Here is a 13,225-nt window from a genome sequence, read left to right as displayed (position 1 = left end):
CCCACCCGGAGGCTGTTCGGAATTTGCCGCGCGCGAGTTAGCGTGCGGCGCCGGCCGGTGTTCTGGTTGCGGGCGGTTTCCGTTTTCCCTCGCTTGCGGCCGCCGTCGCCGTCAACCAGGTCATGATCACGTCCAGCGCGTGGTGGCGACGCTTCTCCAGCCAGTCCGGCTCTCCCAGATCCTTGTCGAACATCGCCGACAGCGTGTAGCGGTTGGAGACATGAAAATAGCTCATGGCCGTGATCGTGACGTAGAGCTGAACCGGATCGACGTCGCTGCGGAACAGCCCGACCGCTAGGCCCCGGCGAAGGATGTTTTCGATGCTCGCGACCAAGGGCAGCGTGAGGTCGGCGATCTTGCGCGATTTGCGCAGGTTGCGCCCGCGCTGCAGGTTCTCATTGTTGATCAGGGCAATATAGTTCTGGTGCGCCCCGAAAAAGCTGAACGTGAAGTTGATCAGCTCGCGCATGGCCGCGACCGGATCGAGGTCGTCGAGCTTGAGTTGCTGTTCGGCCGCGCGGATCTCTGTGTAGACGTGTTCGAGCACGGCGAGATAAAGGCCGTTCTTGTCGCCGAAATAGGCGTACAGCAACCGCATGTTGGCTTTGGCGCGCTTCGCGATGGCTTCAACCCGAGCCCCGCCAATGCCGTTGCGGCAGAACTCGAACGTCGCGGCGTGCAGGATCGCTTCCTTCGTCAACGCTGAATCGCGTGCCCGTCTGCCGCGCGTGGCGCTGCGGGCCGGATTGGTCGATGCTGTCGTTTCAGTCACGGGACAAGCTTTTCTCAGGTTGTACGAGCCCAGCGCGGACAATATGTCCCCGCCCATCATGTTCAACGGGATGCGGGGCCCTGCCGCGCAGGCTCGCGGGATTGAGATCGCTATTGCGGTGGCTCGTCAAGGGGTAACCTTCCCGATGTTCCGGTCTCCACATCCACATCAGCACGCCGCCGTCACGATCGTGCCGCCATGCGCGACAAGGCGGCCATTCTTGTAGACGTCGCGCGGCCTGGGCCGGGCCACCACGGCCTCTTGCACGTGCTGGGCGTCGAGCACGACGAAGTCCGCCGCCGCACCCTTGGCCACCCCATAGTCCGGGAGGCCGAGGGCCCGCGCGGCGTTGGTGGTTACCATGTTGAAGGCGGCAGCCAGGTCGGCATCCGTGTTGAAGCCGGAGCGGTAGCCGACGATCATGGCGCGCTCCAGGAGGTCGCCGTCGCCATAGGGCCACCAGGAATCGCGGATGTTGTCATTGCCGGCGAACACATTGACGCCGGCATCGCGCAGCAGCAGCACCGGCGGAAACGCATGCGCTCCGGGCGCGTTGGTCAAAATCGCGACCCCGGCCTCGGCGAGCAGCTGCGCGGTGCGCTGAACGACGTCACGCGGCACCTCGCCGAGCGCATAGGCATGGCTGATCGTGACCTTGCCGCCGAGCCCGAGGGCCTTCGTCCGGCGTGCAATGTTCTCGATCTCGAAGATACCGAGCAAGCCGCCGTCATGCAGGTGAATGTCGATGCCGACCCCGCGCCGGTCGGCAATGCCGAAGATGACGTCGAGATGCCCGTCGATGTCGGCATCGTAACCCGCCGGATCGAGGCCGCCGACCAGGTCCGCGCCGGCGCGAACCGCCTCGTCGAGCAGTCCGGCCACGCCCGGCGACGTCACGATGCCGCTTTGCGGAAAGGCGACGATCTGGACCGACACCTTGTCGCGGTGCGCGTCGCGCGCCGCCATGACCTGTTCGAGATTGCGCAACCCGACCTGAAGGTCGATATCGACGTGGCTGCGCATCTGGGTCGTGCCGTGCGTGACGCAGAGGTCGATCAGCGCCGCCGCCCGCACCGCAATCGGCCTGGCGCCGGCAAGCGCCTCCTTTTCGAACTTGACGCGCTCGCGCACGCTGAAACCGGCGGTGCAGGGGCGGTGGGACTTCCAATCGTCGCCGACGAAGCCCTTGTCGAGATGGATATGACCATCGACCAGCCCCGGCAACACCAGGCGTCCGGCCAGATCAAGGGTTTCGCCGGCCGCGACCGGCGATTGCGACACGATCGAGGTGATGCGGCCATCGCGCACGGCGATATCGACGGTGCGCCCATCGACCAGTCGGGCGTTTCGAAACAGCGTGTCGGCAGTGCTCACTGGTCGTCTCCGGTTCGTTGCAACGGCGAGGCGATCGGGTCCCGATTTGTCATGTTGGGACGATGCCGTCGGGTAGCGCGCGCGAGAACGCGGCTATTCCTCCGGCAGTAGTGATCCAGATATCGTCACGCCGCGCCAGGATTGTCTGCAGGGCGCGGCGCAGCGGACGCAGGCGGTGCGGCTGGCCGACCAGATAGGGGTGCAGCGCAATTCCCATGACGAGCGACTGCCTTTTCGATTGTGCCAGCATCTCCTCGAACGTGTCGGTGATCATGGTGGCGAACTGCTCACCGGAGTCCTTGCGACCGACGATCGAGGGGATATCGTTCAACTCCTGCGGATAGGGCACTGAAAGGATGCGGCCGCCGTTCCGCGTCGAGAACCACACCGGCTGATCGTCCATGCACCAGTCGAGCAGGTACTCGTAGCCTGCTTCGGCCAGCAGATCGGGTGTGACCTGTGATTGCGAAATCCAGGGCCCTAGCCAGCCGCGCGGCGGCCGCCCTTCGGCACGCGCGATGACATCGGTCGCTTCCGCGATCAATTGACGCTCCTGGTCGGGCGCGAGCACACCCTGGCGCTCGGAATTGGTGTGGCCGTGACCGACAATTTCGTCGCCGCGGGCGCGAAATGCCTCCATGACTTCAGGGCAGTAGTGATAGATGCTGCTGTTTGCGAGCACCGACAGCGGCAGCTCCAGCTCGTCGAACAGCTCGATCAGGCGCCACACGCCGACACGATTGCCATAGTCGCGCCAGGCGTAGTTGAGGACGTCCGGATGCGGACCGCCGGGGCAGAGCTCGGCACCGAGCCCGTCGCCGAATGCGAAATGCTCGAGGTTGAGACCGACATAGACGGCAAGCCGCCGCCCTTGCGGCCAATTGAAATCAGGGCGTTGCCCGATCGCGCTGTAGCGATAGCGTCCGTGAGCGGCGAGGGCCGGTCTGACAGAATCCGAGCGCAGTACCGCTTCCCCGCGCGACAGGCGGTCGCCATCTTCCGCGATCGAGATCAACACGTCGCGGGCCTCGACATTCCTTGGGTCCATCGGAATTTTCTCCGCGCGGCTGATCGCTCGCTTGACATCGGAATATTTTTGAAGAAAGTTTTTACTTCCGTCAAGTCCGCGCATAAGCGGCAGCGGAGGAACTGGCGGCTTCGATGCCGAGGCCGCCATCAGCGGAGGAACACCGAAGATGAACTTCAGGAGCATAGTTTCGTCCGGACCTGCGCGTCGTTGGCCGGTTTGGCACGCCGCAGCGACGATCCTGCTGGCCGCGTTGCCGTTCACGTCTGGCGCGCGCGCGGCCGAACCGATCAAGATCGGCCTGGTGACCGCCCTGTCGGGGCAGTCGGCGCGCGCCGGCGAGGCGCTGACCCGCGGAGCGACGATCGCCATCGAGGAAATCAATGCGAAGGGCGGCGTGCTTGGACGTCCGCTCGAGCTCGTCCGCCGCGACGACGAGAGCAATCCGGCGAAAGGGCTGATCGCCGCGCGCGAGCTGATTCAGCGCGAGAAGGTCGCGGTCCTGGTCGGCGGCCTCGACACGCCGGTCGAGCTTGCCATCGTGCCGTTCGTCAACAACGTCAAGGTGCCGTTCGTCGTGCCGTGGGCCGCCGGGACCAACATCACGCGGAACGGCGCGCCGTCCAACTACGTGTTCCGCGTCTCGGCCATGGACGATGAGGTCGACAAGGCGATCGTCCAGTTCTCGCGCAAGACCTACAATGCGAAAAAGCCCGGGCTCATCTTGGTCAACAATCCCTGGGGCGAGTCGAACGAGCATGGCCTGAAGGCGGCATTGAAGGCCGCAGGAATTGAGCCTGCCGGCGTCGAGAAGTTCGAAGGCAACGACGTCGATGTCGTTTCCCAGCTGTCGCGGCTGAAGCAGGCGGGCGCCGATACGCTCTACCTGGTCGGCAATGTCGGACCGTCCTCCCAGGTGGTGAAATCGCTCGACCGCATGGGCTGGGCGCCACCGATCGTTTCGCATTGGGGGCCGGCCGGCGGCCGCTTCACCGAGCTCGCCGGGCCGAGCGCGGAGCACGTGATTTTCGTCCAGACCTACAGCTTCTTCGGGAACCTGTCGCCGGTCGGCAAGCGGGTGATGTCGGCCTTGCAGGCGAAGTATTCGGACATCAAGGGTCCCGCGGACGTGACGCCGGCGGTTGGCGTCGCCAACGCCTACGATTCCATCCTGGTCATTGCGCGAGCAATCGAAAAGGCCGGTGGCACCGAACCGACCGCCGTCCGTGACGGTTTCTACGCCATCGACCGCGTGGACGGCTTGATCAAGACCTATGAGAAGCCGTTCGCGCAGGACAAGCACGATGCGCTGACGGCGGGGGACTACATCTGGGCGCGGTTCGAGGACAACCACATCATGCCGTTCGCGCGGAACTGACCGCGCGAGATCGTCCGACAAACAAGCAGGGTAGTCATCGATGTCATTTCTTCCCGCGGTGATAACAGGACTGGCGCTCGGGAGCATGTACGGGCTGCTTGCGCTTGGCTTCCACGTCACCTACGCCGTCTCCGGCACGGTCAATTTCTCCCAGGGCAGCTCGATGACCCTGGGAGCCGTTGCCGGATACTTCTTCCTCGTGCTGTGGGGATGGCCGGCCGCGGCCGGCATTCCCGCCGTTCTGCTCGTCTGCGCGCTCTATGGCCTGCTGATTGAGCGCTTTGCCGTCCGGCCGTTCGTGCAGCGCGGCTCCGACAACTGGCTGATGGCGACCGTTGCGGTCGGCATCATCGTCGACAACGTGATGATGTTCGTCTTCGGCAAGGAGCCGCGCAGCTTTCCGTCCGTCCTGGCGGCCAAGCCGATCCAGATCGTCGAGGGCGCGGGGGTCTATCCGTTGCAGCTCCTGATTCCCGTGGTCGGATTGCTGCTGGCGCTGGCACTTCATCTGCTCAGTCGCCGAACGCGCCACGGCGTCGCCATGCTCGCGGTGGTCCAGAACCCGAACGCCGCCCGGCTGATGGGCATCAACGTCAGCGGCGCCATCGCGGCAAGCTACGCGGTCTCGGCGATGCTGGCCGGGGTTGCGGCGCTGCTGATCGCGCCCCTGTTCAACGTGTCCTCCGAAATGGGCACGCTGTTCGGCATCAAGGCCTTCGCGGCGGCGATCATCGGCGGCCTCGGCAGCGCCTGGGGCGTGATGCTGGCCGGGCTCTGTCTCGGCCTGATCGAGGTGTTCGCGACCAATTACCTGGGATCGGTCTACACCCAGATCATCACATTCGCCTCGGTGATCGCGATCCTTGTCGTCCTCCCCCACGGGCTGCTCGGCCGAGCCGGAGTGAAAAAGGTATGACCTCTCGCGTCTCTATTCTCGTCGCCGTCGCGGCACTCGCGGCCGCTATCCTCTATGCCGCCGTTGCCGACAGCTACGGCGTGTTCTTGGTCGCGACCATCTCGCTGACGGCGATCGCCTGTATCGGCCTCAACGTGCTGCTCGGTCTGGCGGGGCAGATCTCGCTCGGCCACATCGGCTTCATGGCGATCGGGGCCTACACGACCGTACTCCTGATGGAGAAGGCGGGGTGGCCCTATCTTGCGGCGACGGCTGCCGCGATTGCCCTTGTCAGCGTCGTCGGTGGTCTGCTCGTCATGCCGGCCTTGCGCGTGCGAGGTCCATATCTCGCGATGGTGACGATCGCCTTCGGCTTCATCGTCGAACACGGCACGATCGAGTGGCGCGACCTCACGGGCGGCGGCAACGGCCTGATCCTGACCGCGCCGCCGGAAGTGTTCGGCTTTCCGCTGTCGGAGCGGCATTTGGCGATCGCCGGCATCGTGCTGGTGTTCGCCGGCCTCATCCTGTTCGAGCGCTTGAAGCGGAGCGGCTGGGGCTACGCCATGCGTGCCGCCCGCGACACCGAGGTTGCGACGCGCTCGATCGGCATTGATCTCGTGCGGGTCCGCACCGTGGCGTTCATCATCTCGGCCGCAGCGATGGCGTTGGCGGGAGCGCTGTTTGCGCCCCTCCAGGGCTATATCAGTCCGAGTTCGTTCCCCTTTCTGCAATCGATCCTGCTGCTGTTCGGCGTCATGGTCGGCGGCGCCGGCTCGGCGCTGGGGCCGGTGATCGGGGCGGCGCTCGTCGTGCTGCTGCCGGAAATGCTGTCCGAACTCGCGGAGTATCGTCTGCTTGCCTTCGGCGTGCTGCTTTTCGCCGTGCTGCGGCTCGCGCCCTCTGGCATCATGGGGCTGATCGAGCAATTTGCGGCAAGGTTCCTGCCGACGGGATCGAAGGCCGATACGGGCGCAATGGGCGTCCAGCCGGTCGCCGACCTCGGCATCGGGACCAGCAGCGCGTCGCGTCTTGACGTCACAAATCTCTCGATCTCGTTCGGCGGTGTCCGCGCCGTGCAGGACGTCTCGTTTACCGCCGAACCCGGCACGGTGACCAGCGTCATCGGCCCCAATGGTGCGGGGAAGACCAGCGCGCTGAATCTGCTTTGCGGCTTCTACCGTCCGAAATCCGGCACCGTGAAGCTTGGCGACCGCGACGTCACCGGTTTGCCGTCGCACCGGCTTGCGCGTGTCGGAGTGGCGCGAACGTTCCAGACGACGCAGCTATTCGGCTCGCTCTCGATCATCGAGAACGTCCTGCTGGCGGCGACGGCGGGCAAGCTCGGCAACATCGTGTCGGCGCTGCACAATGACGCGCAGGAGCGCCTTGCGCGGTCGCTGTTGCGCTTTGCCGGTGTCGACGGCGATTTGAGCAGACGCGCGGACTCGCTGCCCCATGGCGAGAAGCGACTGGTCGAGATCGCGAGGGCGCTCGCTTTACGCCCGAAGATCCTGCTGCTCGACGAGCCGGCCGCGGGTCTTTCGAAGGGCGACAAGCAGCGGCTGACGGTTCTGCTCCGTCGCATCGCGGAGACCGGGATCGCGGTCATCATCGTCGAGCACGACATGCCGATGATCATGTCGCTGAGCGACCTCATCGTCGTTCTCGATGGCGGCAAGCGCATCGCGATCGGCGATGCGGCGGCGATCCGCAACGATCCGCTGGTCCGCAAGGCCTATCTCGGCGACGCGCCGTCGGGTGAGCGGCGCCGCGCGCCGCGCCCGGCGAAACAAGGCACGGCGCTCGAAGTCCGCACGCTCGATGCCTTCTATGGCCTGTCGCGGGCGCTCGGTGGGGTCGACCTTGCCGTCGCCCCCGGCGAGGCCATCGCCGTACTCGGTGCCAACGGAGCAGGGAAAACCACCCTGATGCGCTCGATTGCCGGCCTCGAACCACCGCGGTCGGTCGGAGCGATTCGGCTGTCCGGCGCCCGCGTCGACAAGATGCCGGCGCATATCCGCGCCAGGGCAGGCATCGTGCTGGTGCCCGAAGGACGGCAGGTGTTTCCCGAGCTGACGGTGCGGCAGAACTTGCAGCTCGGCGCTTTCGCACGCAAGGGCCTCGATCTCGACGCGGAGATCGACGCGATGTTTGCCCGCTTTCCGCGCCTGAAGGAACGCATCCATCATCGCGCGGGCCTTTTGTCGGGCGGCGAGCAGCAGATGCTCGCGGTCGCGCGTGGGCTCCTGACCGCGCCCAAGGTCTTCATGCTTGACGAGCCGTCGCTTGGACTGGCGCCCCTTGTCGTCGACGAGCTGTTTGCGTCGTTCGAGCAGCTTCGCGTCGAGGGGATGACCTTGATCGTGGTCGACCAGATGGCCGGGCAAGCCCTTGCGCTTGCCGACAGGGCCTATCTGCTCGAGACCGGCGCCATCTTGAAGAGCGGCGCGGCCGAAATCATCGCGGAGGATCCCTCGCTTGAAGCCGCCTATCTCGGCGGAGAGGCTCACGGGAGTAGCGTGCCGCGAACCGCAGTGCTCGCGTCCTGACGCCATGGTTGCGCAGCGGGAGATCGGTGTGATGCGGCCAGGCAATACGGTTCGCGACCTGCCCGGCGCGCCCGTGTCTGAACGATACGACGGCGGTGCCGTGATCGAGGTCGGCGTGCTGGCGCGCCGCGCGCTCCGCAGCGGACGGCGCGGCCGCATTGCGGCGGTGTTCGAGCGCAGCCTTTATGCGGTGCTCGACGATCGCTGGATCTGCATCGGTGTCACGGACCTCGGCTCCGGCCCGCTGCATCTTCTGTGCACCGGGATCGAACCGCGGCTGCTCGTTCCCGGACAAGAGGTTGCGATCGTCGACAGGATGCTGCTCGTCGACGGTATGCGGTTTGCCGGTTTCGAGACGGCTTCCGTATGGGCGCCGCCGCCGTCGCCGGATTGGACGCTCGACAGTTTGCGGGCAGGGCTTGCGATGGTCGATCAGGAATGGCGTCGCTTGCCGGTCGAGCAGGGGCTCGCCGCGTCGGGTGGCGTGCAACCGCCCGCAAGGCCGTCTCGCGTGCTCGTTGCCGCGGCGCCGGGGCTCGCCGCGCTTAGGCGATTGATCGAGGCCGGGCTTCGCGGAGAGCGATGTGTACCGCGTGACTACTCGGAGATCGTCGAATTGATCGGCCTTGGTCCCGGGCTCACGCCATCCGGCGACGATTTGATCGGCGGCGCGCTGGTCGCGCTCGCCGGCCTCGGCCGTCTCGCGACGCGCGATGCGCTGTGGAAGACCTGTCGCGCGCATCTCGGTCGGACCAATGAGATCAGTGCTGCCCACCTGCACAGTGCCGTGCTCGGCTTCGCGGCGGCGGCGCTGCATGAAGCCATCGACGCGACGATTGGCGGACGAGTGGATCGTATCAAGTCCGCGGTCGCGGCGCTGTCGCGGATCGGGCAAAGCTCTGGACTGGATGCGTTTGCAGGTGCGCTGATGGTGTTGCGCGCCATCGAGTGCCGGCTGCTCAACGACAGCGCGCTGCATCATGCCGGCCTCGCCGGCAACGGCCCGCCGACGCGATCAATCGCACGGGCCTAAACGATCATGCGACGCAACGGGAATTCGGACGAAAGGTTGCGCGTGTTTGACAAAGTAAAAACTTTCTTACTAAGATCGATGCATCGGATCTCGGGAGGCCGCGAGTGGTGACCAAGCAGGAAGATACGCCGAGCGGGCGTCTGTTGATGAGCAAGCCGAGCGTGGTGAACGTCGGGCTGGCAGGCTTTGTGAAGGACCTGCGGGATTGCGACATCGAGGTCGTGCAGGTCGACTGGACGCCGCCTGCCGACGGCGATCCCGAAATGGCGGCACTGCTCGCCAAGCTCGGTACGTGAGAGAACGGCCATGAAGCTGATCGAAGACGCCAACAAGCAGGCGCTGGCACGCATCCTCGAGGGTGAGCCCAGGCTGGTCGATATCGTTCCGGCGCGCGACGTGCTGGAGGGGTTGAAGGAACGAATGATCCTTCATGCCGGGCCGCCGATCACGTGGGACCGAATGTGCGGTCCGATGCGTGGCGCGGTGGCAGGCGCCATCGTGTTCGAAGGCTGGGCTCCGGATCTTGGAGCCGCCTTCGAACTCGCGGCGGGCGGCGCCGTCGCCTTCCACCCCAACCATCATTTCGGCGCGGTCGGTCCGATGACCGGCATGACCACGGTCTCCATGCCGGTGTTCGTTGTCGAAAACGCCAAATACGGCAACCGCGCCTACTGCGCCATCAACGAGGGCCTCGGCAAGGTCATGCGCTTCGGCGGCAATGACGATAGCGTGCTGGCCCGCCTCGCCTGGCTGCGTGACGTATTCGGGCCGGTGCTCGCCAGGGCGATCCGCGCGCATGGCGGGATCGACCTGAAGGCGATCATCGCGCGCGGACTCTCGATGGGCGACGAAATGCACCAGCGCAACCTGGCCTGCTCCAGCGTGTTCCTGCGCGAGATCGGGTCGGCGCTGGCGCGCACCTCGAACGACAACGAGGTTCTCGCAAGCTGCATAGGCTTCATCGCGCAGAACGATCAGTTCTTTCTCAACATCGCGATGGCGATGGGCAAGGCGCTGACCGATCCCGCCAACGGCATTCGCGGTTCGACGGTGGTGACCGCGATGTGCCGCAATGGAACCGATTTCGGGGTCCGCGTCAGCGGATTGGGCGATCGCTGGTTCACGGCGCCGGTGGAGATGCCGGAAGGGCTCTATTTCCCGGGCTATTCGCGCAAGGATGCCAATCCCGACATGGGCGACTCCGCGATCGTCGAGACAGTCGGGCTTGGTGGCTTCGCGATGGCGGCAGCTCCGGCAGTTGCCGGTTTCATCGGCGCCGGGGCGCCGTCGTCGGCGGGCAATTTCACGCGGGCAATGAGCGAAATCACTGTCGGGCAGAATCCGGAATGGACGATCCCCGCGCTCGACTTTGCCGGCGTGCCGACCGGCATCGACGTTCGCCTGGTGGTGGAGACCGGCCTTGCACCGGTCATCAACACCGGCATCGCGCATCGCGAGCCCGGCATCGGCCAGGTCGGCGCCGGCGTGGTGCGGGCGCCGATGGCCTGCTTCCGGCAGGCGGTCCTCGCCATTGCGGAAGATCTGGGGGTGTCATGAGCGCGTATGTCCTGAACGAAATTCGCAAGGGCTTCTATCTCGACTCGGTGGCGTTGATGCGGTTGTCGCGCGAGGTCGCGTCGGCGGCGGGCGTCGTCGAAGCCGCGCTGATGATGGGCACGCCGTCCAACCAGGCGATCTTGCGCAACGCCGGATTGCTCGATGGCGAAGTGATCGCGCAGGGCAATGATCTGATCCTCGCGATCAAGGCCGAGAGCGAAGCGGCGGCGCGCGCCGCGCTTGCCGAAGCGCGAAAGGCGCTTGACCGCCCCAAGACGAGTAGCAGCGGCGAAGCGGCGTGGCGGCCGCGCAGCATTGCCGCGGCCGTCAAGGCCGCACCCGCCGCCAACCTCGCCCTGATCTCCGTTCCCGGCGAGTTCGCCGCGGCGGAGGCGCGCAAGGCGTTGAACCGCGGACTTCATGTCCTGATGTTCAGCGACAATGTCTCGATCGCGGATGAATTGTCGCTGAAGCAGCAGGCGCGCGAAGCTGGCCTCTTGATGATGGGACCGGACTGCGGCACGGCGGTCATCGGCGGCGCGCCGCTCGCCTTCGCCAACCGGCTGAAGCGCGGGAGGATCGGGATCATCGGGGCATCCGGGACCGGGACGCAGGAGGTGTCGTGCCTGCTGTCCGAGGCGGGCGAAGGCATTTCCCACGCCATCGGCGTCGGCGGACGGGATTTGAAGAAGGAGATCGGCGGCATCACGACATTGATGGCTATCGACGCCCTTGATGCCGATCCCGAGACCGATCGCGTCGTGCTCATCTCCAAGCCGCCGCACCCGGACGTCGCCCGGGCTGTGCTCGGCCGGATCGGAAACAGCTCGAAGCCCTACACGGTGTGCTTCATCGGCGCGGCCTCGGCGGATCTGCCGTCAAATGCACGCTTTGCCGGTACGTTGAGGGAGGCGGCCGAGAAAGCCCTCGGCAACGGCCGGAGCATTGGCGGCAAGTTCGACGCTTCCGCCGTGGCTGCGCGTTTGCCGCAGCGACGCAAAGCGGCGCAGCGCATCGAGGGGCTGTTCGCCGGCGGCACCCTCTGTGCCGAGGCGCAGGTGATCCTTGCCGCGGGCGGCCGCAAGGTGGCATCGAATGCCGCCATTCCCGGCGTCCCGCATTTCGGCGACCCGGAGGCGCAGGGGAGGGACCGCATCGTCGACCTCGGGGCCGACGAATACACCCAGGGCCGGCCGCATCCGATGATCGATCCCTCGGTGCGCGACGATGCGTTGCGGGCGGCGCTGGTCGATCCCGCGGTTGCCGTCATCCTGCTCGATCTCGTGATCGGATACGGCGCACACGACAATCCGGCAGCGCATCTTGCGGCCGTCGTGGCGGGCCGCGCGGATGACGCGCCGGTCCTGGTTGCGTCGGTGACGGGGACCGAGCTCGACCGCCAGGTGCGTTCGGCTCAGATCAGGTTGCTCGAGGACGCCGGCATCGTGGTGGCGCCGTCGAATGCCCAGGCCTGTGATCTCGCTCTCGCTCTTTCCGTCAACGACGTCAGGATGCCGCGCTATGCGAACACTCAATGAGGTCCCGCGCCGTCTCGTGATCGCGATCGGCGGCAATGCCGTCCACCCCGAAGACATCAGCGGCACCTCGGACGAGCAGAAGGCCGTCGCCCAGCAAACGGCCGAGGCGCTGCTGCCGCTGGCCGAGCTCGACAACGAGCTGGTGATCACCCACGGCAACGGACCGGTGGTGGGCAAGATCATGATGCGCCAGATGCTGACGATGAGCCGGATTCCGCCGATGTCGATGGACATCTGCGTCGCGCACAGCCAGGGCGGCATCGGCTATCTTCTGATGCAGGCGATCGAGAACGTCTTGCGCGCGCATGGCAACGGCCGGCACGTCGCCAGCCTGCTGACCCAGGTCGAGGTCGACGCCAACGATCCCGCCTTCGCCAATCCGACCAAGTTCGTCGGACCGTTTTTCACCGAGCAGGAAGCCCAGCGCATCAGCGCCGAGTTGAACTGGAAAATGCGCGAGGACTCCGGACGTGGCTGGCGCCATGTCGTGCCGTCTCCGAAACCGAAACATGTCTGCGACATTTCTCTGGTCGACGCATTGGTCAAACGCGGCACCATCGTCATCGCAGGCGGCGGCGGCGGTATGCCCGTGATCCGCGACGAACGGGGCGTGCGCACCGGCGTGCCGGCAGTGATCGACAAGGACCTGACCTCGGCCCATATCGCCAACGTGCTTGGCATCGAGGAACTGCTGATCCTGACCGCGGTGCCCCGCGTCGCGATCAATTTCGGCAAGCCCGACAAGAGGGAGCTGGATCAGGTCAGCCTGGCGCAGATCAAGGCCTATCATCGCGAGGGCCATTTTCCGCCGGGAAGCATGGGGCCCAAGGTCGATGCCGCCATCCGCTTTCTCGAGGGTGGTGGAAAGCGCGCGATCATCAGCCATCTCAATTGCGCAATGGCCGCGCTGACCGGCGAGACCGGGACGCACATTGTTCCCTAGCGCTCGTCAAATGCGATGGCGGCGCCATTGAAGATGGCCGCCGAGATCCGCTCGGCAGGATAATCGATGTCGGTCGGCCGCGAGCACAGGTCCGGATCCATGCCGTTCCGCTCGGGCTGCCTGCGCGTCTAGTTCAGCATTGCCGCGACGTTGTCC

General features: G+C 65.8%; 11 protein-coding genes. 8 read left to right on the top strand and 3 right to left on the bottom strand.

The features are described 5' to 3' along the window. Positions 1-37: 37 nt before the first annotated feature. From ACVWYP_RS39175 to ACVWYP_RS39165, 3 genes are all read right to left on the bottom strand, one after another. Positions 38-814 (bottom strand): TetR family transcriptional regulator, encoded by a 777-nt coding sequence (locus ACVWYP_RS39175; RefSeq protein WP_304497060.1) that lies wholly within the window; start codon positions 812-814, stop codon positions 38-40. 126 nt (positions 815-940) lie between these two features. Continuing rightward, entirely contained in the window at positions 941-2,146 is a 1,206-nt protein-coding gene (locus ACVWYP_RS39170; RefSeq protein WP_304497059.1) for an amidohydrolase family protein, read from the bottom strand. Between the two features lie 49 nt (positions 2,147-2,195). Beyond that, positions 2,196-3,131, bottom strand: coding sequence for a polysaccharide deacetylase family protein (locus tag ACVWYP_RS39165; protein ID WP_456684316.1), 936 nt, complete (start codon positions 3,129-3,131; stop codon positions 2,196-2,198). Positions 3,132-3,426: 295 nt separating this feature from the next. Between ACVWYP_RS39165 and ACVWYP_RS39160 the strand changes: the two genes are divergently transcribed. From ACVWYP_RS39160 to arcC, 8 genes are all read left to right on the top strand, one after another. Further along, positions 3,427-4,551 carry an ABC transporter substrate-binding protein gene (locus ACVWYP_RS39160; protein ID WP_304500389.1) on the top strand — a complete coding sequence of 375 codons (1,125 nt, stop codon included), beginning with the start codon at positions 3,427-3,429 and terminating at the stop codon, positions 4,549-4,551. 40 nt (positions 4,552-4,591) lie between these two features. Continuing rightward, positions 4,592-5,467 (top strand): branched-chain amino acid ABC transporter permease, encoded by an 876-nt coding sequence (locus tag ACVWYP_RS39155; protein WP_026193301.1) that lies wholly within the window; start codon positions 4,592-4,594, stop codon positions 5,465-5,467. Beyond that, positions 5,464-7,998, top strand: coding sequence for a branched-chain amino acid ABC transporter ATP-binding protein/permease (locus ACVWYP_RS39150; RefSeq protein WP_304497058.1), 2,535 nt, complete (start codon positions 5,464-5,466; stop codon positions 7,996-7,998). Before ACVWYP_RS39155 ends, ACVWYP_RS39150 begins: the two co-directional genes overlap by 4 nt. Before the next feature lie 31 nt (positions 7,999-8,029). Beyond that, the gene (locus ACVWYP_RS39145) at positions 8,030-9,031 is read left to right on the top strand and encodes a DUF2877 domain-containing protein (RefSeq protein WP_304497057.1); all 1,002 of its coding nucleotides are present in this window, start codon (positions 8,030-8,032) and stop codon (positions 9,029-9,031) included. Positions 9,032-9,138: 107 nt separating this feature from the next. Next, complete coding sequence (locus ACVWYP_RS39140; protein ID WP_125459098.1) at positions 9,139-9,327, top strand: hypothetical protein; 189 nt, start codon at positions 9,139-9,141, stop codon at positions 9,325-9,327. A gap of 10 nt (positions 9,328-9,337) precedes the next feature. After that, entirely contained in the window at positions 9,338-10,588 is a 1,251-nt protein-coding gene (locus ACVWYP_RS39135) for a YlbE family protein (protein ID WP_304497056.1), read from the top strand. Beyond that, positions 10,585-12,126 (top strand): acyl-CoA synthetase FdrA, encoded by a 1,542-nt coding sequence (gene fdrA, locus ACVWYP_RS39130; protein ID WP_304497055.1) that lies wholly within the window; start codon positions 10,585-10,587, stop codon positions 12,124-12,126. Before ACVWYP_RS39135 ends, fdrA begins: the two co-directional genes overlap by 4 nt. Further along, entirely contained in the window at positions 12,110-13,069 is a 960-nt protein-coding gene (gene arcC, locus ACVWYP_RS39125) for a carbamate kinase (protein WP_016840183.1), read from the top strand. The genes fdrA and arcC overlap by 17 nt, the downstream gene beginning before the upstream one ends. Positions 13,070-13,225: the final 156 nt, after the last annotated feature.

The organism is Bradyrhizobium sp. USDA 3262, assembly GCF_054060035.1.
Note: the sequence above shows the minus strand (reverse complement) of the source record. Positions and strands in the feature narration are given on the sequence as shown.